This is a genomic window from Olsenella uli (genome assembly GCF_016899935.1).
Taxonomy (GTDB): Bacteria; Actinomycetota; Coriobacteriia; order Coriobacteriales; family Atopobiaceae; genus Thermophilibacter; species Thermophilibacter uli_B.
This window is the reverse complement of sequence record NZ_JACJJK010000002.1, coordinates 240,095-259,721: the sequence shown is the minus strand read 5'-3', so window position 1 is coordinate 259,721 and position 19,627 is coordinate 240,095. Positions and strand designations below refer to the sequence as shown.

The 19,627-nt window shown below is 67.1% G+C and carries 22 protein-coding genes and 2 pseudogenes; 13 read left to right on the top strand and 11 right to left on the bottom strand.

The genetic code is table 11. The features are described from left to right. Window positions 1-95 precede the first annotated feature (95 nt). The 3 genes from H6A07_RS02970 to H6A07_RS02960 all read left to right on the top strand — a co-directional run bounded on the left by H6A07_RS02970 (window position 96) and on the right by H6A07_RS02960 (window position 2,396). On the top strand, window positions 96-1,490 hold the full coding sequence (locus H6A07_RS02970) for a PTS sugar transporter subunit IIC (protein ID WP_204813317.1): 1,395 nt from the start codon (window positions 96-98) through the stop codon (window positions 1,488-1,490). A gap of 241 nt (window positions 1,491-1,731) precedes the next feature. Beyond that, window positions 1,732-2,034 carry a PTS sugar transporter subunit IIB gene (locus H6A07_RS02965; protein ID WP_087322346.1) on the top strand — a complete coding sequence of 101 codons (303 nt, stop codon included), beginning with the start codon at window positions 1,732-1,734 and terminating at the stop codon, window positions 2,032-2,034. 17 nt (window positions 2,035-2,051) lie between these two features. Further along, window positions 2,052-2,396 (top strand): PTS lactose/cellobiose transporter subunit IIA, encoded by a 345-nt coding sequence (locus tag H6A07_RS02960; RefSeq protein ID WP_204813315.1) that lies wholly within the window; start codon window positions 2,052-2,054, stop codon window positions 2,394-2,396. 543 nt (window positions 2,397-2,939) lie between these two features. Here the strand turns inward: H6A07_RS02960 and H6A07_RS10180 are convergent. The 3 genes and pseudogenes from H6A07_RS10180 to H6A07_RS02945 form a co-directional block, all read right to left on the bottom strand. After that, window positions 2,940-3,122, bottom strand: a pseudogene (locus tag H6A07_RS10180) (transposase); the annotation flags it as partial. A gap of 92 nt (window positions 3,123-3,214) precedes the next feature. Then, window positions 3,215-3,292 (bottom strand): annotated as a pseudogene (locus H6A07_RS10410) (helix-turn-helix domain-containing protein); the annotation flags it as partial. Window positions 3,293-3,341: 49 nt separating this feature from the next. Beyond that, entirely contained in the window at window positions 3,342-4,058 is a 717-nt protein-coding gene (locus tag H6A07_RS02945; RefSeq protein ID WP_204813312.1) for a YoaK family protein, read from the bottom strand. A 100-nt stretch (window positions 4,059-4,158) separates the two neighbouring features. On the opposite strand from H6A07_RS02945, the gene H6A07_RS02940 reads away from it, so the two are divergent. The 5 genes from H6A07_RS02940 (at window position 4,159) to H6A07_RS02920 (ending at window position 10,562) form a co-directional block, all read left to right on the top strand. Further along, window positions 4,159-4,857, top strand: coding sequence for a B3/B4 domain-containing protein (locus tag H6A07_RS02940; protein ID WP_204813310.1), 699 nt, complete (start codon window positions 4,159-4,161; stop codon window positions 4,855-4,857). Between the two features lie 14 nt (window positions 4,858-4,871). Beyond that, on the top strand, window positions 4,872-5,645 hold the full coding sequence (locus H6A07_RS02935) for a class I SAM-dependent methyltransferase (protein ID WP_239471008.1): 774 nt from the start codon (window positions 4,872-4,874) through the stop codon (window positions 5,643-5,645). Then, a complete protein-coding gene (locus H6A07_RS02930; RefSeq protein ID WP_204813306.1) occupies window positions 5,642-7,204 on the top strand; it encodes an alpha-amylase family glycosyl hydrolase in 1,563 nt (520 codons plus the stop codon). Before H6A07_RS02935 ends, H6A07_RS02930 begins: the two co-directional genes overlap by 4 nt. Before the next feature lie 199 nt (window positions 7,205-7,403). After that, window positions 7,404-8,597, top strand: a complete 1,194-nt coding sequence (locus H6A07_RS10175) for a helix-turn-helix transcriptional regulator (RefSeq protein WP_239471031.1) — start codon at window positions 7,404-7,406, stop codon at window positions 8,595-8,597. A 138-nt stretch (window positions 8,598-8,735) separates the two neighbouring features. Further along, window positions 8,736-10,562 carry an InlB B-repeat-containing protein gene (locus H6A07_RS02920; RefSeq protein WP_204813304.1) on the top strand — a complete coding sequence of 609 codons (1,827 nt, stop codon included), beginning with the start codon at window positions 8,736-8,738 and terminating at the stop codon, window positions 10,560-10,562. Between the two features lie 320 nt (window positions 10,563-10,882). On the opposite strand, the gene H6A07_RS02915 is transcribed toward H6A07_RS02920, so the two are convergent. Next, complete coding sequence (locus H6A07_RS02915; RefSeq protein WP_204813284.1) at window positions 10,883-11,782, bottom strand: LysR family transcriptional regulator; 900 nt, start codon at window positions 11,780-11,782, stop codon at window positions 10,883-10,885. A 111-nt stretch (window positions 11,783-11,893) separates the two neighbouring features. Here H6A07_RS02915 and H6A07_RS02910 point away from each other — a divergent pair, with 111 nt between their 5' ends. Continuing rightward, entirely contained in the window at window positions 11,894-12,928 is a 1,035-nt protein-coding gene (locus H6A07_RS02910; RefSeq protein WP_204813282.1) for a YeiH family protein, read from the top strand. A gap of 44 nt (window positions 12,929-12,972) precedes the next feature. Here H6A07_RS02910 and H6A07_RS02905 read toward each other — a convergent pair whose 3' ends face one another. From H6A07_RS02905 to H6A07_RS02885, 5 genes are all read right to left on the bottom strand, one after another. Continuing rightward, a complete protein-coding gene (locus tag H6A07_RS02905; RefSeq protein ID WP_239471007.1) occupies window positions 12,973-13,662 on the bottom strand; it encodes a YczE/YyaS/YitT family protein in 690 nt (229 codons plus the stop codon). Then, the gene (locus H6A07_RS02900; RefSeq protein WP_204813280.1) at window positions 13,659-14,096 is read right to left on the bottom strand and encodes a MarR family transcriptional regulator; all 438 of its coding nucleotides are present in this window, start codon (window positions 14,094-14,096) and stop codon (window positions 13,659-13,661) included. The genes H6A07_RS02905 and H6A07_RS02900 overlap by 4 nt, the downstream gene beginning before the upstream one ends. Before the next feature lie 96 nt (window positions 14,097-14,192). Next, complete coding sequence (locus H6A07_RS02895; RefSeq protein WP_204813278.1) at window positions 14,193-14,690, bottom strand: pyridoxamine 5'-phosphate oxidase family protein; 498 nt, start codon at window positions 14,688-14,690, stop codon at window positions 14,193-14,195. Window positions 14,691-14,734: 44 nt separating this feature from the next. Next, a complete protein-coding gene (locus tag H6A07_RS02890) occupies window positions 14,735-15,202 on the bottom strand; it encodes a flavodoxin (protein ID WP_204813276.1) in 468 nt (155 codons plus the stop codon). A 58-nt stretch (window positions 15,203-15,260) separates the two neighbouring features. Next, window positions 15,261-15,518 (bottom strand): hypothetical protein, encoded by a 258-nt coding sequence (locus H6A07_RS02885; protein WP_204813274.1) that lies wholly within the window; start codon window positions 15,516-15,518, stop codon window positions 15,261-15,263. A 101-nt stretch (window positions 15,519-15,619) separates the two neighbouring features. On the opposite strand from H6A07_RS02885, the gene H6A07_RS02880 reads away from it, so the two are divergent. The 4 genes from H6A07_RS02880 to H6A07_RS02870 all read left to right on the top strand — a co-directional run bounded on the left by H6A07_RS02880 (window position 15,620) and on the right by H6A07_RS02870 (window position 17,971). Further along, window positions 15,620-16,150, top strand: a complete 531-nt coding sequence (locus H6A07_RS02880) for a PTS sugar transporter subunit IIA (protein WP_204813272.1) — start codon at window positions 15,620-15,622, stop codon at window positions 16,148-16,150. Between the two features lie 140 nt (window positions 16,151-16,290). Next, a complete protein-coding gene (locus H6A07_RS10170) occupies window positions 16,291-16,764 on the top strand; it encodes a DUF1016 N-terminal domain-containing protein (RefSeq protein WP_239471006.1) in 474 nt (157 codons plus the stop codon). Between the two features lie 60 nt (window positions 16,765-16,824). Then, window positions 16,825-17,328 carry a PDDEXK nuclease domain-containing protein gene (locus tag H6A07_RS10165; RefSeq protein WP_342636548.1) on the top strand — a complete coding sequence of 168 codons (504 nt, stop codon included), beginning with the start codon at window positions 16,825-16,827 and terminating at the stop codon, window positions 17,326-17,328. Window positions 17,329-17,341: 13 nt separating this feature from the next. After that, window positions 17,342-17,971: an alpha/beta hydrolase-fold protein gene (locus H6A07_RS02870; RefSeq protein WP_239471005.1), complete on the top strand. Its 630-nt coding sequence runs from the start codon at window positions 17,342-17,344 to the stop codon at window positions 17,969-17,971. A gap of 24 nt (window positions 17,972-17,995) precedes the next feature. Here the strand turns inward: H6A07_RS02870 and H6A07_RS02865 are convergent, their stop codons facing one another. Both H6A07_RS02865 and H6A07_RS02860 read right to left on the bottom strand, forming a co-directional pair. Continuing rightward, window positions 17,996-18,868 (bottom strand): SIR2 family NAD-dependent protein deacylase, encoded by an 873-nt coding sequence (locus H6A07_RS02865; protein ID WP_204813268.1) that lies wholly within the window; start codon window positions 18,866-18,868, stop codon window positions 17,996-17,998. Beyond that, a complete protein-coding gene (locus H6A07_RS02860; RefSeq protein ID WP_204813266.1) occupies window positions 18,792-19,616 on the bottom strand; it encodes a protein-ADP-ribose hydrolase in 825 nt (274 codons plus the stop codon). The genes H6A07_RS02865 and H6A07_RS02860 overlap by 77 nt, the downstream gene beginning before the upstream one ends. Between the last annotated feature and the right edge of the window lie 11 nt (window positions 19,617-19,627).

The window sequence follows — 19,627 nt, the reverse complement described above, 5'->3', positions numbered from 1 at the left end:
CCCCCCCTGGTTCGGTCATCGGATACGCGTCCCCCTGGAGGGGGAGCGCGATGGTACGGCTAATGTTTCCAACAGTTCAGTTAGGAGTGAAAGACATGGCCAACGGACAAAGCTTCCTCGACAAGTTCGCGGAAGTCTCCGCCAAGGTCGGCAACCAGGTGCACCTGAGAAGCCTTCGCGATGGCTTTGCCACCATCATGCCGATCTTCATCCTCGCAGGCATCGCGGCGCTGCTCAACAACGTCGTCTTCACGTTCCTGTGGAGCGCGGACCCGAGCAGCCCCGGACTCTTCCCGAACGCGGACGTGCTCGCCACGGCCCAGTACTGGGGCAACGCGCTCACGCAGGGTGCGCTCTCCATCTCGGCCATCCTGCTGTGCGCCATGGTGGGCTACAGCTTCGCGAACAACAAGCGCTTTGACAACCCCGTCTCGTGCGTGGTGGTGGCGCTCGCGGTCTTCTTCATCATGATGCCGCAGACGGTGGCTGCCAACCTTGCTGCGTCATCGCCGCTCTACGTGGCTGACGAGGTGACCACCGCTCAGGTCTCGAGCGCGTTCATCACCAACTACACGGGTACCAACGGCATGTTCACCGCCATCATCATCGGCCTGTTTGCGCCCACGCTCTTCATCAAGGTCTCGGGCGTCGAGAAGCTGCGCATCAAGATGCCCGAGGGCGTGCCGCCCGCGGTCGAGAAGTCCTTCAACGTCCTGATCCCGATGCTGCTCACCCTGGGCGCCTTCGGCGTGCTCTCGATGGTTCTCTACGCAGGCTTCCAGACTGACGTCACTGCTCTCATCAACACCTTCATCCAGACCCCGCTGCGAGCCCTCACCACCAACCCGATCGGCCTCGTGGTGATCTACTCGCTCGGTGTGTTCCTGTTCACCCTCGGCATCCACCAGTCCACCATCAACGGCGTGCTCGTCGAGCCCGTCCTCACGGTCGTGCTCGTCGAGGCCACGAGCGTGTACAGCTCCGGCGGCATCGACGCCGTGATCGCCCGTCCGGACCTGTGGCTCAACATGAACACCATCAACGTCTACGCGCTCATGGGAGGCTCGGGCTGCACGCTGGCGCTGCTCATCGCAACGTTCATCTGGGGCAAGTGGCGGCCCTCCCGCGAGGTGTCCAAGCTCGGCATCCTGCCCGCCATCTTCAACATCAACGAGCCGGTCATCTACGGCTACCCGATCGTGTTCAACATCCCGCTCATGGTTCCGTTCGTGCTGAACACCATCATCGGCATCCTCGTCGGCTACTTCGCCACGGTTATCGGCTTGGTCAACCCGACCTGCATCCAGGTGCCCTGGACCACCCCAATCATCGCCTCGGGCATCCTGTCCACGGGCGGCGACATCCGCGCCGGCATTCTCCAGATCGTGCTGCTCGTGATCTTCACGCTGATTTACCTGCCCTTCATGAAGGCTTCTGAGTCCGCGCAGCGCAAGCAGTTCGAGATGGCCTCCGAGAGCACCGAGAACTAGTCCCCCCTGGCGTGCGCGGGGCTCTTGGGCCTCCGCAACCCCCGGCAGCCTTTTCCGGACTCGCCCCCCCACGCGACCGTCGGACGCGAGCTGCTCGCCGAAGCGCCCGTCCCCGCGCACGCCCCCGTTCCACCGCCGACGTCACACATGCCGAACAGTGCTTGCTGGCGTTGGAAACCCATCCGGACCTCCGAGCGTCCGGAGCGCAAGGCCGCCCGCGGGCGGCCGGAAGGGAACCACCATGAAGAAGATCATGCTTTGCTGCAATGCCGGAATGTCCACGAGCCTCCTCGTGCAGAAGATGCAGAAGGAGGCCGCGAGCCGCGGCGAGGACGTCGAGATCGAGGCGCGCCCGATGAACGAGGCCATGGACCACATCAACGAGGCCGACGTCATTCTCCTCGGGCCTCAGATCGGCTATGCCAAGGGCGACTTCGAGAAGGCCGTCGACGGGCGCATCCCCGTGGCAGTCATCCCGATGGTCGACTACGGCCGCATGAACGCCCCCAAGATCCTCGACGACGTCAAGAAGATGCTCGGCTAATCAGCTAGGAGGCTGCGATGGAAGACATGGACGAGCTCGAGCAGATCTGCTTCGAGATCATCAGCTGCGTGGGTACCGCCAAGTCCTGCTACGTCAACTCGATTGCCAAGGCCAAGGAGGGCGACTTCGACGCGGCGGCCGAGCTGGTCAAGCAGGGCGACGAGGCGTACAACGGCGGCCATGAGGTTCACATGAGGCTGCTCCAGGCCGAGGCGTCCGGCGAGAGCAAGAAGACGCTGCCGCTGCTCCTGCTTCACGCCGAGGACCAGATGGCGAGCGCGGAGACCTGCAAGCTCATGGCGCTGAACTTCGCCGATACCTATCGCGAGCTGCTCTCCCTCAAGGAGAAGCTCGGCGCGTAGGCGTGGCGAGACGTGACCTGCGGGCCGGGGCTGCCGATGACGGCGGTCCCGGCCTTTTCGTGATCCCTGCTCCCTTCGGACGTTTCCGACGGCTAGCCGTTTGACGCACAATAGGCGACGATACGTTGCGTACTGACCCGACCACGAGGAGCAGAGTCATGGAGTATTGCGAGCTGCTGCACGGCGGAGAGAAGATCGGCGTCATCGGCTTGGGCGCCGCACAGCTGGGCGCCACGCCGCGCAGTCGCCGTTCGGCCAGGCGCTCGCCCGCTACCAGTGCCTGCAGTACGCGCTCGACACCCCGGGCGTGGTCTGCGTGGTCTCAGGCGTGCGCGACCGCGCCGACCTGCGCGTCCTTCTTGGCTTTTTCTACGCGCCGGATGTCGAGAAGGACTGTTCGGTGCTGAACGGCCTGGCTCCGGAGAAGGTGGCCGGGCGCTGCGTCTACTGCAACCACTGCGCGTCGTGCCCCGCGGGCATCAACGTCGGCCTGGTCAACAAGTTCTACGACCTCGCGCTGTCGGGCGACGTGCTCGCCGCCGACCATCCGAGGGTCTTGCGCGGCCTCCCGTTGGGCTGGTCCTGGGCCTCGCGCACCGCCTCGTCGGTGACCAGCGAGAAGTCCGCCCCCTTGGGGAAGAACCGCCCGAGCAGCCCGTTGGCGTTCTCGTTCGCGCCCCGCTGCCAGGGGGCTGCGGGGTCGCAGAAGTAGACGTCGAAGCCCGTGGCGCCGGCGCCCACGACGAGGTCGCCCCCCCAGCGGCCGGGTGCCGAGGGCCGGCGTCGTAGCGGCCGTCCGGGAGCGCGTTGCGGGCGAGCTCGCGCGACACGGTCGAGTGGGAGGCCCCGAGCCCGCGCGCGATCTCCCTCGCGCCGCGCCCGGCGTCTTGCCGCACCCCAGCTCTCGCGTAGCGGGATGAGACAAACGAACCTGTCCCCTTTGTCTCACAGGGTGACGACGCCGCCGCGATCGGGGTCCTCGTCGAGGCGCGCGAGGCGGGCCGACACGCCTATGAACAGCGCGCTGATGACCAGGCACGCGAGCCGCCCCACCGCGCCGATGAGCAGCACGCCGGCGAACGCGCCCACCACGAAGGCCCCGATCAGCGCGGCGTAGCGCTCCGCGCGGTGAAGCTCGTGTCGGTCGCCGCCAACGAGCCCCTGGTAGAGGGTCTCGGCAAGGGAGCGGAGGTTGCCGGTGCAGAAGACGCTCGCGTAGGTCGACTTGGTGCCGAACGAGCGGAAGTTCTCGAAGGCCAGCGCCGCGCAGAACGAGATGACGCAGTTGACGGGCAGGTCGGGCACGCCGTCGGGCACCAGCGCCATCGCGGCGAACACCACGGCCTCGAGCGCCGCGACCCAGCGCTGCGTGCGGTAGCGGTTGCCGCCGAGCAGGCCGTGCAGCAGGTGCATCGAGAAGAAGATCCCGATTGCGCACGAGAGCACCGACACCAGGCAGCCCAGCGCCCCGAGCCAGTCTCCCCCGGCGGAGCGCACGGTGAGCAGCACGATGTTGCCGGTCTGTCCCGTGGCAAAGACGTGGCCGTGCACGAGGTAGGAGTAGGCGTCCATGAAGCCACCCGCGCAGATCACCGTGAGGCCGAGCCGCACGGGCACCTTGGTCCTTCTCAGCTGCTGCCCTTTGCTCGCGTTCTGCCCCATGCGCTTCCTCGTCCCCGTCGTGTCAGCCGCGTGACATCCTAGCGCGAATGCGCGGCCCGGGGCGCGGCATCCGTATAATCTGCGTAGGAAAGGGGGCGCGATGGTCTTCTCGATAGACGCCGCAGTGTTTGACGCGCTGCCCGCGCTGTGCGTGGGCGTGGTCACGGCCGAGGGGTTTGACAACTCCTCCGAAAGCGTGCCCGCGATCGACGCGTTGCTCGACGAGGCGGTGGCCGACGCCGAGCGGCGCCTTGCGGGCATCCATGCGAGCGACGACCCGCGCGTGCAGCCCTACCGCGCGGCGTTCCATGCGCTCGGCATGAGCCCGAGCCGCTATCCCTCCTCCAACATCGCCCTGCTGAGGCGCATTGCCAAGGGCAAGGGGCTCGGGCGCGTGAACCCGGTGGTCGACCTGGGCAACGCGGTCTCCATCAAGTACGCGCTGCCGCTGGGCGCGCACGCGCTGGCCCCCGGGGAGACGCTCGAGCTGCGCCTCTCCCGTCCCGGTGACGCCTTCGTTGCGCTGGGCGAGAAGGACGCGGACCCCACGCTCGCGCCCGGCGAGCTGGTCTACGCGGTGGGCGACCTCGTGCAGACGCGCCGCTGGACCTGGCGGCAGAGCGAGAACGGCAAGATGGGCGCCGCCACGACGCGCGCGGTCTTTCCCATCGACGGCTTTGTGGGCGTGAACGACGACGCGGTGCGCGCGGCCTGCGACGAGCTCGCCGCGCACCTGCGGGACGACCTGGGCGCGCGGACGGACGTGGCCCTGGCGTCCGCCGCGGCGCCGCGCGTGTGATGGCGGCGCCGGAGATGGCAGCGCCGGAAATGATGACGGCGCCGGAGATGGCGGCGCCGGAGGCCGCGCGCGAGCTCGCCGCGCGGGTGGGCCTGGAGCTGCGGAGGCGCGAGAAGGACGGTGCGCTCGTCCTGGCGGGCGACGACATGGGGCTTGCGGCCGACCTCGCGCAGCTCCTGCCGCGGCTGCGGCCGGACCGGCTGGGGCGCGAGCTGCTCGTGCGGGCGGCGCGCGTGCGGGGCGTCGAGCGCCCCACGGCGGTGGACGCCACGGCGGGCCTGGGGGAGGACTCCCTGCTGCTGGCGGCCGCGGGCTTTGAGGTGACGCTGTACGAGAGGGACCCGGTGATCGCGGCCCTTCTCGCCGACGCGCTGGAGCGCGCAGCAAACGAGCCGCAGCTCGCGGGCGCCGTTGCGAGGATGCGGCTCGTGGAGGGCGACTCGGTGGCCGCCCTGCGCGACCTGCCCAGGCCGCCCGACGTCGTCTTTCTCGACCCGATGTTCCCCGAGCGCCACAAGAGCGCCGCGGTGAAGAAGAAGTTCCAGCTCCTGCACCACCTCGAGCGCCCGTGCGACGACGAGGCCGCGCTGCTCGGCGCCGCGCTCGCCGCGCACCCGCGCAAGGTCGTGGTCAAGCGCCCGCCCAAGGGCCCGTTTCTGGCCGGGGCCAGGCCGAGCTACCAGCTCACGGGCAAGGCCGTGCGCTACGATGTCATCGTGCCGCCCCCTGGTCGGGCGGCTTCCAACGCGATCCCGGCGGGACCGGGGCCCAGAGAGGAGTGCCCATGAGCGCGTGGCTCGACGACGCCGTCTTCTACGAGGTCTATCCCCAGAGCTTCAACGACACCAACGCCGACGGCATCGGCGACTTGCCTGGCGTCATCGAGAAGCTCGACTACGTGCGTGAGCTGGGGTGCAACGCGCTCTGGCTCAACCCGTGCTTCGTCTCGCCCTTCGGCGACGCTGGCTACGACGTGGCCGACTACTGCCAGGTGGCGCCGCGCTACGGGACCAATGCCGACCTCGAGCGGCTCTTCGCCGAGGCGCACGCCCGCGACATGTACGTCCTTCTCGACCTCGTACCCGGGCACACCTCGATCGAGCACCCCTGGTTCAAGGAGTCCTGCCGCGCCGAGCCCAATGAGTTCACCGGCCGCTACGTCTGGACCGACGACGTCTGGACGCCGGTGGGCGACGTGCCCGGCGTGAACGGCGTCCTGCGGGGCATCTCCGAGCGCAACGGCGCGGTGGCCGTGAACTTCTTCGCCTTCCAGCCGGCGCTCAACTACGGCTTCTACCGCGTGACGGAGCCCTGGCAGAGCGCGATGGACTCACCCGAGGCCCTGGCCACGCGGCAGGCCATGAAGGACGTCATGGCGTTCTGGCTCGAGCGCGGCTGCGACGGCTTCCGCGTGGACATGGCCGGCTCGCTCGTGAAGAACGATCCCGAGCAGGAGGGCACGATAGCCCTCTGGCAGGACATGCGCGCGTTCCTTGACGAGCGCTATCCCAACGCCGTGCTCATCTCCGAGTGGGGCGAGCCGGACAAGACCATCCGCGCGGGCTTCCACATGGACTTCCTGCTCCAGTTTGGCACCTCGCACTATATGGACCTCTTCCGCTGCGAGCACCCGTGGTTCGCGCGCGAGGGCGCGGGCGACGCGAGCGAGTTCGTGGCCACCTACCGTCGCAACATGGAGCTCACGGACGGACGCGGCCTCATGTGCATCCCCTCCGGCAACCACGACATGGACCGCCTGCGCAAGTTCCTCGACCCGGAGGAGATGAAGCTGGCGTTTGCCTTCATCATGTCCATGCCGGGATGCCCCTTCGTCTACGCGGGCGACGAGATCGGGATGCGCCACCTGGACGTGACCTCCGTCGAGGGCGGCTACCAGCGCACGGGCGCGCGCTCGCCGATGCAGTGGGACACGGCCGAGAAGAACCTCGGCTTCTCCGACGCTCCGACGGAGCGGCTCTACATCCCGCAGGACAGCGGCGACGACGTGCCCACGGTCGCCGCGGAGATGTCCGACGAGGCGTCGCTCTGGCGTGAGGTGCAGCGGCTCATTGCGCTGCGCCGCGCCACGCCGGCCCTCGGCGTGAACGCTGCGGTGAAGTTCGTCTACTGCGAGAAGGGCGCCTACCCGCTCGTCTACCTGCGCACGGAGCGCGGGGAGGGTGGCCAGCGCGTGCTGGTGGCCCTCAACCCGTCGGCGCGCGCGGTCGAGGTGCCGTGCGAGGGCGAGCCGGCGCGCACGCTCTACGCCCTCGGCGACGCGGCAAAGCTCGTCGACGGCACCCTATCCGTCCCCGCCTGCTCGGCAACCTTCTTCGAGCTGGCGTAGGGGCACTAGACGACAGTCGTGTCACGCGGCGCTGCCGTCGTCGGGGCGGCGCCGCGCGGGCCCGGTCGTGCGTCTCCCTCTCAGCGATTATTCGCCTGAGCGAATAGAACTCACCCCGGCCCTCGTGCCATAGTTGTCCACTGTGACGAGCATACGGCGACGCCGCCCTGCGGCAGTTCGGGAGATGGCAGTGGAGTACATGACCGTGCGGGAGGCGGCGCGACGCTGGAACGTGACGGAGCGCCTGGTGCAGCGGCTGTGCGCCGACGGCCGCGTTGACGGCGCGGTCAAGTTTGGCCGCTCGTGGGGCATTCCCACGGTCGCGCGCAAGCCCGGGGACCCTCGCCGCGCGGCAGCGTCTCCTGAGGTCTCGTGGCGCCCGCGCCGTCTGCCCGGCGACCACGCCAACCTCATGCCGCTCATGAACACCCCCTTCGAGCCGGGTCATGCCCGCGAGTTCGTCGAGTCGCTCGACGCCGGTCCCCGCGCGGACATCGCCCGCGCGGAGCTCGCCTACTTCTCCGGCAGGGCGGACGAGGCCGCCGGGCTCGTCGAGGAGCACCTCGAGAGCGAGGACTTCGAGATTCGTCTCTCTGCCTGCCTCATCTGCGCGTACGCCAACCTTCCACTGGGCCGCATCGACCTCTCCCGTCGCGCGCTCGACGCGGCGAGAAGCGCGCTCGTACGCGCGTCGGAGGAGAACCCGCAGCTCCGAGCCGCCGAGGGCTTCATCTCGCAGGCTGCGAGCGTGCTGCTGCACCTTCCGGTTCCCACGGACGCGCCGGGCGCCCAGGAGGTGATGCCGCTCCTGCCGATGGGTCTGCGCGCCTTCGCGTTCTACGTCCGGGCCCACGCCTTCTATCTCGCCGGCGACTACGCGCACAGCCTCGGGATCGCGGAGACGCTGCTCACGGGCATGGAGGAGGTCTACCCCATACCGTTTATCTACCTGCATCTCGTTGCCGTGATGGACCTCATGAGCCTGAGGAGGACCGAGGAGGCGCGCGAGCACCTGCTGGCCGCATGGGAGCTGGCGCGCCCGGACGACCTGATCGAGGGGTTCGGCGAGCACCACGGGCTTCTCGGCGGCATGCTCGAGGCGGTCATCAAGCCCGCGTGGCCCGAGGACTTCAAGAGGATCATCGCCATCACGTACCGCTTCTCCGCGGGATGGAGAAGCGTGCACAACCCCGCCACGGGCGACGACGTGGCGGACAACCTCACCACCACGGAGTTCGCCGCCTCGATGCTCGCCGCGCGGGGCTGGACCAACGCAGAGATCGCCCGGCACATGGGCGTGTCCCCCAACACGGTGAAGAGCTACATCTCGTCCTCGCTGCAGAAGCTCGGTATCACGCGCCGCCAGGACCTCGGGCGTTTCATGCTGGCGTAGGTCGGCCCCAGACCTGTCTTGCATCACCCGTTTTCCCATCTGAACGGGTGATGCGCCCTCCCCCCCCCTTCGCTGAGAATTGGACCGTCATACCTCTCTTCCGTCCAATGCGACGGATTGCCGAGAAGGACGGTGGCCATGGGGAAGAAACTTGCGACGATAGCGGCGTGCGCGTTCGCTGCGGTGCTGTTTGCGGTGCCGGCACCTGCATGGGCGGTTGAGCACAAGGGCATCAACGTCAACGGTGTCGATATCGTCACGGACGACGACCATATCGTCAAGTGTGGTGACGGCACGGCGGAGTATGATCCCACGACCGGCGTGCTCACGTTGACGAATGCCAAGATTACAAAGGGTACCGGCTACATAACCACACAGTGCGGTATCGAGAGCGGCAGGGACATGAGCCTGAACATCGTCCTGGTGGGCGAGAACACTACGACCTTGCCCATAAGCGCGACGAGCGGTGATTCGGCTGATCCGGTGATCGATGGTACATGCGGTGACATCACGATTTCTGGTCCGGGAAGCCTTGAAGTCACGAGCTCTCAGGTCGCGCCGAATGCCATCAACGCTTATAACAGCCTGACAATTAAGGACGGAGCGCGCGTTACCGTTCGCACCGAGAGCAGCTGTGCCATCAACGCGCAGAACGGGAGCGTAAACATCATCAACGGCGCTCATGTGGAGGCGACGTCGGCTGGTGACTATAGCTTTGCCGTCAGTGCTCTGCAGCCGAGTGGCGATACCAAAGATAACGACATCGTCGTCTCCGGGAAAGGGACGTATCTTAAGGCGTCTAGCGCCAAAGCGGCGGTCAACGCGGGCTATCCAACGCTTTGTGCGGGGAACGATCTCGTTTTAGAGGACGGCGCAGTAATCGAGGTCGACGGAACTGCTGTTGCCAACAAAGACGTGACGATTCAGAGCGGTGCTAAGCTCTCGGTATCAAACGAGGGCGGCTCCTATGCCCTGTACGCTGTGGGCGCGTTGACGATTGATGGTGCGTCCGTGTCCGCGAGCAGCGTTAGAGGATACGGCATCGTCGCGCGCGAGAACCTGTCTGTTCACGACGCCGTCATCGATGCGCAGTCCACGGACTCCAACGGGCTGAGGGTCACTGGCGGCGGAGCGACCATTGACGGCGGGACGATTACCCTATCCTCCGAAAACTATGCTGCTCTGTCGACGGCGGGCAATGCTTCGATTGTCGGTGGTGTCGTAACGCTCAAGGGAGGTTCATCGGGGGCTCTTGCGGTTGCGGACCTCAACTTTGGCGGCATGAACTGGTACCAATGGGCAACATCGGCGGCCGGTGAGGTGACCAAGAGCGAGTCCGACGCTTACGATTCTGCTGACCGAACCGACACCTATCTGCGCATCGAGCCCGTTGGCACCACGTACGATCTGGCCGTCTCGGGCGGCGAGGGCAGCGGTTCGTACGTTGCTGGCACGCAGGTCACCATCTCTGCGGACGCGTTCAATGCAAGTGGGCACTTCAGCGGATGGACGGTGAGTGACCCGACGGGTGCAGGCGTGCTCGCCAGCCCCTCAGCTGCCGAGACCACCTTCACGATGCCCGCCGGTGCCGTCGAGCTTACCGCGAACTACGAGTCCCACGCCGTTCTGGAGCACGTTGCCGCCGTTGACCCCTCCTGCACGAGTGAGGGCACAGCCGAGCACTGGAAGTGCTCGGAGTGCGGCGCGCTCTTCTCGGACGATGGGGGTACGACGCTCGTCAGTGCCGATGACCTGTCGGTTCCGGCCCTCGGTCACGACTATGTTGACGGCGTCTGCACGGTGTGCGGCGAGAAGGACCCGGACTACGTGGCGCCCGAAGATCCCGAGAAGAGCGATACGACCATCCCCGCGACGGGTGACGCGAGCGTGCTCTTCTCGCTCGTGCCCGCCCTTCTCGGCGGATCGGCGCTCGCTGCGGGCGTCGTCGCGAGGCGCCGTCGATAAGAACGAGCCCGCTGCTTGGCTGAGCGCGGGGCGGGCGCCTGGAAACGGGCGCCCGCCCCGCTTTGTTTGCTGCGATGCGATACCCGCTCTGCCCCGTGAACGGGATGTGGGCAATGGGACGGCACGGGTGAGGCGGGCACGCTCTTCTCGGCCATGCGCGCCCGAGGTGCCGTCGCTTGCCGCTCGGTCAAGCGACCTTTCGCCGAGACGGAGGAACTACGGAAAAGAGGCGCCCTGAGGGCCCGATTTTCCGTGATTCCTCCGTCTCGGTGTCTGGCCAGAGGGGGCCACCAAAGGGACCCGACCCCTTTGGTTGCAGGCTAGGCGGGCGCCCGCCCCGTCTCCTGCCCACGCCACTCGTCGAGCAGCGCGCGCCAGCGCGGGGCGTAGCGGCTGCCGCGCTGCCAGATGAGGGAGAAGTCGTGCTCTACGGCTAAGTCCGCCGGCGTGACGTCGACCAGCGTGCCCGCATCCAGCTCGTCCTCGACCGCCACGCGGTAGAGGAAGCTCACGCCGGCCCCTGCGGCCACGCAGGCCTTGATGGCGGGGATGCTCGCGAGCTCGATGACGCCGGCGAAGTCCCCCACGGCAAGGTCGCGTGCCGCGAGATGCCGCTCCAGGATCTCGCGTGTGCCCGACCCCTTCTCGCGCAGGACCAGGCACATCTCCAGCAGGTCGGCGACGCTTGCGGGTCGTGTGCCCGCGGCCGCCACCGCCACGAACGGCTCGCGCGAGAACGTCTCGCTCTCGAACGACGCCCGGTCGAAGGACCCCTCCACCAGCGCGAGGTCGACTTCCCCCCGGTCGAGCAGCCCCACGAGCTCGGCCGTGTTGCCCACGCGCATGAGCAGCTGCTCGTTTGGATGGCGATGCAGATGGCCCGCCAGGATGCGCGGAGCCACGAAGTCGCCCACGGTGCGCGTGCAGCCTAGGCGCAGCGGCGGGCGCACGTTCTTCTCGCCCCCGAGTGCGTCGAGCTCCGCGCGCAGGCGTCTCTCGTCGTTCTCCATCGCGCCGAGCTCCCGGCGGAGCAGCTTGCCCGCCGCCGTCGGCTCCACGCCGCGCCCCGTCTTGGTGAACAGCCGGCAGCCGTAGTGCCGCTCGAGCTGACGTATGTGCTGCGAGACCGCCGGCTGGGTCACATGGAGCTCTGCGGCGGCCCGCGTGAGGCTGCCCGTGCGGCAGACGGCCAGGAACGTGTGCGTGCGATAGTCGAGCATCCGCGTCCTTATCGGTAAATGCTTATGAATCTATAAGCAACTGGCTGTATTTAATTATAACATCCGGCGGTAGTCTCTTCTGGAACGGAGTGGCTCGAGAAGGGCGGACGCATGGAGCTCGTCAAGGACTTTGGAAAGCTGTGGAGGGGAGCGCTGTTTGCGCTGGTCATTGCCGTGCCGGCGTGGCTCCTGGGCAAGCGGTTTGAGGTCGTGGGCGGCCCGGTCTTTGCCATCCTCCTGGGTATGGCGCTGGCCCTGGTGGTGCCGGCCGAGAAGGGCGCGCCGCTTGCGGCCGGCATCAAGTTCACGTCAAAGAAGGTGCTCCAGTGGGCCGTCATCCTGCTCGGGTTTGGCCTCAACCTGGCGCAGATCGCGCAGGTGGGCATGACGTCACTGCCCATCATCGTCTCCACGATCGTCACGTCGCTCGTGGTGGCCTTCGTGCTGTGCCGCGCGCTCAAGATCCCCGGGAAGATCTCAACGCTCATCGGCGTGGGCTCCTCGATCTGCGGCGGCTCGGCCATCGCGGCCACGGCACCCGTGATCGATGCCGATGACGAGGAGATCGCCCAGTCCATCAGCGTGATCTTTCTGTTCAACGTGATCGCGGCGCTGGTCTTTCCCACGCTCGGCGGCATCCTCGGGCTCACGAACGAGGGCTTTGGCCTCTTCGCGGGCACCGCGGTGAACGACACCTCCTCCGTCACTGCCGCTGCGGCCGCGTGGGACGGCATGCATCCCGGCGCCAACACGCTCGACGCGGCCACGATTGTCAAGCTCACGCGCACGCTCGCGATTATTCCCATCACGCTGGCGCTCGCGTTCTGGCAGGTGCGGCAGGCCCGTCGCGCAGGCGGGGAGGCGAGAAACACCTTCAGCCTGCGTCGCGCGTTCCCCACGTTCATCGTCTTCTTTGTGCTGGCGAGCGTGGTGACCACGGTCTTCTCGCTGCCCGCGGCGGTCACGGCGCCCATCAAGGAGCTGTCGAAGTTCCTCATCGTCATGGCGATGGCGGCCATCGGCTTCAACACCAACGTCGTGAAGCTCGTGCGCACGGGCGGCAAGCCCATCCTGATGGGCCTGGCCTGCTGGGTGGCCATCGCCGCGGTGAGCCTGGGCATGCAGCACGTGCTGGGCATCTGGTAAGCTGCCAAACCTGCCAAAGGGGTCAGACCCCTTTGGCAGGTTGCTCAGCAGAGGGAGCGAATCGCGCGGATGAGCGGCAGGCGAGCGTTGATGAGGTTCACGATGGGGCCCACGGCGAGCGCGGAGATCACGGTGCCCACGCCCAGGCCGTTGAGGTAGCCAAAAAACAGCAGAGAAAGCCCGCAGGCAATGAGCACGAGCGTGGCGTCGAAGCAGAGCTTGCACGTGCCGAACGGGCAGCCCAGCTTTCCAGCGATCGCGCGGACGATGCCCTCGCCGGGCACGACAATGACGCTCGGCGCCACCTCGACGGAGAGCCCGAAGCCCAGGATGCAGCAGCCGAGTGCGAGCGATGCCAATTGTGCGGGTAGCCCCACGGGCGCGAGCCAGGAGAGCAGGCCCATGCTCACGTCGATGAACGCGCTGAAGACGAGGTTCGCCACGACCTGCAGCAGCTGGACCGGCTCGAAGTCGCGCCGCAGAAGCGCGACCTGCGCCACGATGTAGACCATGTTGAGCGCAAAGGTCGTCTCGCCGAAGGTGGGCACGAAGGCGAGGTCGAGCACGTAGGGGATGCTCGAGACCGGCGAGGTGCCGAGCGCGGCCTTGGTGATGAAGGCGATGCCAAACGAGTTGATGAGCAGGCCCGCGACAAAGCAGAGATAGCGCAGGGCGACCCGGCCGGCCTCCTCCCTCGAAACGTCGAGTCCAAACCGTGCTGCCAGCTCGCTCATGCGTTCTTCTCCTCTTCTGCCGCAAAGTTGTCGATGACGCGCGCGAGCAGCCTGGAGAGCGTTTCGCGCTCGTTTGGTGTCATGTTCGCGTGAGCGATGGCGTCGACCTCGGCTCCACAGACGGCCACGCGCTCCGCTGCGGCCCAACCGGCGTCGGTGAGCCAGACTTCCAGCGCACGGCGGTCGCCCGCCTTGGGACGGCGCTCGACGAGCCCCGTCTCCTCCATGCGCGCGAGCAGGCCGGTCGTCGTGGCGCGATCCATGGCGCAGGCACGGGCGATGTCGCGCTGCAGACAGCCCTCGTTCTCCGCCACGAACTCGAGGACCTTGGGCTGGCCCGGCATGAGGCCGAACGCGCGGATGCGCGAGGTCATGGCGTGGTTTGATCGGCTGAACGCCAGTAGCAGCTGGTGATGGATCGTGTCAAGCTCCACGCGCCCTCCGATGGCTATCTGTTAGCATGCAAACAATTGGCATCCTAACATAAATGCCCAAAGAGGTCCGGCCCTTTGGGCACATTTAGGCAAGTCTCACAGAAGCTCGACGCACTGCTTGCCGGCGACGTGCTCCAGCGTCACGTCGATGATCGTGACGTGCGGGAAGCGGGCGATCTCGATCTCGGTCCGGTCTGCGGGGAGCTCCGCGCAGTATTTGTTCGCAAGGGCGAGCAGGGCGGCGCGGCGTGTCGCGTCATCGGTGACGAGGCGCGCCCGTCCGAAGGCGATGACGCTGCGGAAATACGTGGTGTACTTCTCGGGCACCACGTCCGCCTGCGCAACCACGCAGGCGCTCACGCGCGGATCGGCGGCGATGGCGTCGAGCTTGGCGCCGACGGGTGCGCAGTGGATAAGCAGATGAGGGGTGCCGTCGGAGTCCTCGTGCAGGGCGTAGTTCACTGGTACGGCGTATGGGAAGCCGTCCGTGGCGTCGCTCGCCGCGAGCGCGAGCACGCACTCGCGGCCCCGGGCGAGGATCTCGCGGCACGCGGCCTCGCTGAGCTGCTGCCTGCTTCGGCGCATGGGTCTCATGGAGCTCCTTTCGCAAAAGTTGCTAAAAAGGGGTCTGACCCCTTTTAGGCAAGTGCCCAGGCGCGGAGGTCGTCGGTGCTCAGGGGGCCGTTGAGCAGCCGTCCCTCCGTGACCGTGGCGCCCGGGGCGAGCGCGGCCACGCGCTCCGGCGCGCGCCCCAGGCCCGACCCACCGCTCGTGGCAAATGGCACGATGGTCTTGCCGGCAAAGTCGTGCGCCTCTAGGAACGTGTCGATGATGCGCGGCTCCACGTACCACCAGATCGGGAAGCCGAGAAACACGGTGTCGTAGCGGCCCATGTCGGGCGCGTCGCCCGCGACGGCAGGACGGCACTTCTCGTCGGCCATCTCGCGCGAGCTGCGGCTGCGGCGGTCGTTCCAGTTGAGGTCGGCGGCGGTGTAGGGCTGCTCGGGCCTGATCTCAAAGAGGTCGGCGCCGACGGTCTCCGCCAGCGTGCGGGCGACGCGGGCGGTGGTCCCGGTTGCGGAGAAGTAGGCGACAAGGGCGCTCATGGGAAAGTCCTCTCTATAGGTGACATGACGTTACCTATAGAGATACCCAGCCGGGCGCCTAGCGAGTCATGAAAAACAGTGCGATGTTGCTCACGGCCGAGAGCACCGGCGTGAGAAAGCACAGCAGCGCGCCCGTTATGGAGCACAGCATCCCGATCGCCGTGGTGAGGCTCTTGCGGTAGTCGGCCTTCTTCGCCTTCCGCGCGAGCACGATGCCGGCGATGCCCACGAACCCGCCCACGACCTGCAGCCAGATGAGCGGCGTGAACGCCGTGACCAGCGCGAGCACGCCAAACACGATGGAGAGGATGTCCATGAGACCTCCGAGAAAAGCGGTCGACCTGCATCCATCATAGGGCATATGCGGCTCCGTCACGCTATCATTGCCTCGACGTTCGTTGGAGGAGAGGAGCCCCCATGGCACTGTTCGACAAGTTCACCAAGAAGGATGCCCCGGCCGTCGAGCCGCCCGCCAGCATCGCAATCGACGCCCAGCCCGGCATCGGCTATGCGCCGGTCTCCGGTCGCGTCATCCGCATGACCGACGTGCCCGACAAGGTGTTCAGCACCGAGGTCCTGGGCAAGGGCTGCGCGCTCTGGCCGGACGGCGACGTCGTGTATGCTCCGGCGAGCGGCTGGGTCGCCAGCGCGATGAGCCACGCCGTGAGCATCAAGTCCGACGGCGGCGCCGAGGTGCTCGTCCACGTGGGCGTGAACACCGTCAACCTCAAGGGCAAGGGCTTCACCACCTTCGTGTCCGAGGGCGACCGCGTGGTGGCGGGCCAGCCGCTCATCAAGATGGACCGCAAGGTCATCTCCGAGGCGGGCTACCAGGACTGCGTGGTTCTCGCCATCTCCAACTCCGACGAGCTGGCGGACGTCGAGCTCACGGCGGGCTACAGCGAGAAGGTCGAGGCCGGCGCGCCCGTCCTCAAGGTGACGTTCTAGCCTGTTCACATGTCACCCCACACGAGGGCGGCGGCCATCTGGCTGCCGCCCTCGGCGTCTGATGCAAGGCGCAATTTGTGTCCGGTCCTCCAGATAGTCTTCTTGCATGGTAGGTTCCATCAATCGGAGGGCGTATGGGCATGGGCGAGAAGAGCGGTCTGGCAGCATCGGAGATCATGCCGGAGGGCTTCTACGAGCACGTCTCCGACGTGCTGGACGCCGCGCGGCGCCGGGCGTACACGGCAGTCAACTTTGCGATGGTGGAGGCGTACTGGGAGATTGGCCGCAGCATCGTGGAGCAGCAGGGTGGGGAGGAGCGCGCGGAGTATGGCGAGGCGCTGCTGAGGGAGCTCTCCAGGCGGCTTACGAAGGACTTTGGCAAGGGTTTTGACGAGTCCAACCTGAGGTACATGCGACGGTTCTACCTTGCGTTCCCGATTCGTGACGCACTGCGTCACGAATTGAGCTGGACGCACTACCGGCGCCTTTCTCGCGTTGCGGACCCTGAGGCGCGCATGTGGTATATGAACGAGTGCACCAGGAACAACTGGAGCACGCGCCAGCTCGAGCGACAGATCAATACCCTGTTCCGCGAGCGCCTGCTCGCAAGCTGAGACAAGGAGGCCGTCGCCTCGGAGGTCTTTGAGAAGGAGACGCCCAGGCGGCCCGAGGACATCATTCGGGACCCGTACGTGCTTGAGTTCCTTGGCATCTCTCAAGACGAGAAGTTCCGCGAGACGGACGTCGAGTCCGCGCTCATCTCGCATCTCCAGCGCTTTCTGTTGGAGCTCGGCCGCGGCTTCACGTTTGAGGCGCGTCAGAAGCGCATTACCATGGACGGGCGCCACTTCTTCATCGATCTCGTCCTCTACAACTATCTCATGCGCTGCTTTGTGCTCATTGACCTCAAGACGGGAGACCTCACGCATCAGGACCTCGGGCAGATGCAGATGTACGTAAACTACTACACGCGCGAGCTCATGAACGAGGGGGACAACCCACCCGTGGGCATCGTGCTCTGCGCCGACAAGAGCGACTCGCTCGTCGAGTACACTCTCCCCGAGGACAACACACAGATATTCGCTGCCAAGTATCTCTCGCACCTGCCCTCCAAGGAGGAGCTAGCGCTCGAGCTGAGCGCGGAGTACCGAGCGCTCGATGAGGGAGGAACGGACTGACAAAGGGGGTCGCTTGATCTACGTCATAGACTCGCCGGAGCATCCGATGGATGTGGCTGCGGCGTCGGCGGGGTTGCGGTCGCGCGTGGTGAGCGTGCCGGTGGAAGACTGGGGCGACGCGCTCACGCCGTGGCCCGCGCCTGCCCTGCGTCCGGGCGAGAAGGACTTTGGCGGCCAGGCGGACGAGACGCTCGCCTCGCTCGCCGAGACGCTCAACGGGGCGCCCGGGCCCCATGCCATCTGCGGCTATTCGCTCGGCGGCCTCTTTGCGCTCTACGCGTTCGCGCGCGAGCCGCAGCTTGCGGCCTGCGCGTGCCTCTCGGGCTCGGTCTGGTACGAGGGCTGGGTCGAGTGGCTGCGCGCGAACGCGCCGGACTGCGCCGGGCGCTCCGCGTACTTCTCGGTGGGGAGGAAGGAGAAGCGCGCGGGACTGCCGTTTCGCCACGTCGAGGAGGACCTCGCCGCCTGCGCGGAGATCCTCCGCGCGCATGGATGCAGAGTGGATGTGGCGCTCGGTCCCGGCAACCACATGCAGCACGTGACCGATCGCCTCGCCGCAGGGCTCTCCGCGCTTGACGCGTTTCTCGCCAGCGGCGGACGGGTCGGCGTGCCCTCGGGCGCCGTCACGCAGAGGTGGTCGTAGTCGTCCAGCAGGTCGAGCGCCCCGTCAGCCGAGCAGCGCGCCCACCACGTCCGCCGCGCTGGCGTCGAGAAGGACGCTCCGCCCGGCGATCTCCGCCGGCGCGCATGCCTCGCCGAGGTTCACGCAGGCGTAGGTGGCATGCGGATTCTCGGCAGCCATGCGCCAGAACGGGTACTTGATGATGACGGGCGTGTTGCCGCCCACGCCGAGCTCCAGCAGGAGCAGACGCGAGCCCCGGGGCCGACGAACGAAGTCCTGGTAGCGGGCTGCGGCAGCGTGCCAGCCCTCGTCCTCCACGAAGGTGTCGTCCGAGCGGAGGTTCATCGACATGGGGCGGCCGCACACCGGACAGCGCGGCACGAGCTCCGTGGGCACGCGCATGTCGCGCTGCTCGGCAACCATGCGACGCACTACGGCCTCGTTGTCGTAGGTGCGCGCGTGACACGGCTTGCTGCACTGCCACAGGCCGTAGTCGCCCTGCGTGTAGAAGAGGCGCTCCTTGGGAAATCCCGCGCGCTGGAAGCAGTGGTCCACGTTGGTGGTGAGGACGAAAAAGTCCTTCTCGGCCAACAGCTCAAGAAGCTGCTCGTAGAGCGGGGTGGGCACCGGGTCGTAGCGGTTGATCTTGATGTAGCGGCTCCAGTACGCCCAGCGCTCCTCGAGGGAGCCGTAGGGGTAGAAGCCTCCGGAGTACATGTCATGGAAGCCGTAGGCTGCCTCGAAGTCGGCGAAGTGCTCGCGGAAGCGCGCACCCGTGTACGTGAGCCCGGCGGCCGTGGAGAGGCCCGCGCCGGCGCCCATGAGCACGGCGTCGCAGGCGTCAAGCGCGGCGGCAAGCCGCTCGAGCTCTGTCGAGAAGTTCCTGGTAGATGCGCTGGTCAGTGTCGAGAAAAACATCGATGATCACCTTGAGTCGCTGGTCGTGGTGCGTGAGATGGTCGAGGATCGCATCGAGGGCGATGCGGGCGGCCTCCTCCTGCGGGAAGCCGAAGATGCCCGTGGAGATGCAGCAGAACGCGAGCGTGGAGAGGCCCCGGGTCGTGGCCTCGGCGAGGCAGGCCCGGTAGCAGCTGGCGAGAAAGGCCTCGTCGCGAAGCGTCGGCCGCCCGCCCTGCACGATCGGCCCCACCGTGTGGAAGACGAGCCCGCTCGGCAGGTTGTACGCGCGCGTGACCTTGACCTGCCCCGCAGGTTCTGCGTGGCCCTGCGTCGCCATGAGCCGAGCGCAGTCCAGGCGCAGCTGCATGCCGGCGTAGGTATGGATCGCGTTGTCAATGCAGTGGTGCCCGGGCACAAAGCAGCCGAGCAGCTGGTCGTTGGCGGCGTTCACGATGGCGTCCGCCGCGAGGCGCGTGATGTCGCCGTGCCAGAGCGCCACGCGGGAGAGCACGGGGTCTGCGGCGTCAACGGGCGGCAGGGCCTCCGCGTCCACCGCCCCGCCGCGCTCGTGCAGGCGCTCCGCGAGGTAGGCGCCCTGCACGGCCAGCATCTCTGCCGCCACGGGCGCGGGCGGGCGAACGTTCATGAGCGCGCGCAGGAGGGCCCGTTGGTCGTCGGCGTCTTCCGGCACCACGATCTTCTCGTCGTCCGCGCGCTCGGCGAGCAGCGCCTTGATGAGGTAGATCCTGCGCTCGTCCTGGGTCATGATCGTCGCCC

Excerpts from the sequence above, each read along its gene's own strand:
- H6A07_RS02895 (WP_204813278.1), bottom strand. The coding sequence starts at position 14,690 with ATGAGACCCATGCGCCGAAGCAGGCAGCAGCTCAGCGAGGCCGCGTGC.
- H6A07_RS02965 (WP_087322346.1), top strand. The coding sequence starts at position 1,732 with ATGAAGAAGATCATGCTTTGCTGCAATGCCGGAATGTCCACGAGCCTC.
- H6A07_RS02880 (WP_204813272.1), top strand. The coding sequence starts at position 15,620 with ATGGCACTGTTCGACAAGTTCACCAAGAAGGATGCCCCGGCCGTCGAG.
- H6A07_RS02930 (WP_204813306.1), top strand. The coding sequence starts at position 5,642 with ATGAGCGCGTGGCTCGACGACGCCGTCTTCTACGAGGTCTATCCCCAG.
- H6A07_RS02960 (WP_204813315.1), top strand. The coding sequence starts at position 2,052 with ATGGAAGACATGGACGAGCTCGAGCAGATCTGCTTCGAGATCATCAGC.
- H6A07_RS02860 (WP_204813266.1), bottom strand. The coding sequence starts at position 19,616 with ATGACCCAGGACGAGCGCAGGATCTACCTCATCAAGGCGCTGCTCGCC.
- H6A07_RS02910 (WP_204813282.1), top strand. The coding sequence starts at position 11,894 with ATGGAGCTCGTCAAGGACTTTGGAAAGCTGTGGAGGGGAGCGCTGTTT.
- H6A07_RS02935 (WP_239471008.1), top strand. The coding sequence starts at position 4,872 with ATGGCAGCGCCGGAAATGATGACGGCGCCGGAGATGGCGGCGCCGGAG.
- H6A07_RS02865 (WP_204813268.1), bottom strand. The coding sequence starts at position 18,868 with ATGTTTTTCTCGACACTGACCAGCGCATCTACCAGGAACTTCTCGACA.
- H6A07_RS10175 (WP_239471031.1), top strand. The coding sequence starts at position 7,404 with ATGACCGTGCGGGAGGCGGCGCGACGCTGGAACGTGACGGAGCGCCTG.
- H6A07_RS02945 (WP_204813312.1), bottom strand. The coding sequence starts at position 4,058 with ATGGGGCAGAACGCGAGCAAAGGGCAGCAGCTGAGAAGGACCAAGGTG.
- H6A07_RS02915 (WP_204813284.1), bottom strand. The coding sequence starts at position 11,782 with ATGCTCGACTATCGCACGCACACGTTCCTGGCCGTCTGCCGCACGGGC.
- H6A07_RS02940 (WP_204813310.1), top strand. The coding sequence starts at position 4,159 with ATGGTCTTCTCGATAGACGCCGCAGTGTTTGACGCGCTGCCCGCGCTG.
- H6A07_RS10170 (WP_239471006.1), top strand. The coding sequence starts at position 16,291 with ATGGGCGAGAAGAGCGGTCTGGCAGCATCGGAGATCATGCCGGAGGGC.
- H6A07_RS02890 (WP_204813276.1), bottom strand. The coding sequence starts at position 15,202 with ATGAGCGCCCTTGTCGCCTACTTCTCCGCAACCGGGACCACCGCCCGC.
- H6A07_RS02920 (WP_204813304.1), top strand. The coding sequence starts at position 8,736 with ATGGGGAAGAAACTTGCGACGATAGCGGCGTGCGCGTTCGCTGCGGTG.
- H6A07_RS02905 (WP_239471007.1), bottom strand. The coding sequence starts at position 13,662 with ATGAGCGAGCTGGCAGCACGGTTTGGACTCGACGTTTCGAGGGAGGAG.
- H6A07_RS02885 (WP_204813274.1), bottom strand. The coding sequence starts at position 15,518 with ATGGACATCCTCTCCATCGTGTTTGGCGTGCTCGCGCTGGTCACGGCG.
- H6A07_RS02970 (WP_204813317.1), top strand. The coding sequence starts at position 96 with ATGGCCAACGGACAAAGCTTCCTCGACAAGTTCGCGGAAGTCTCCGCC.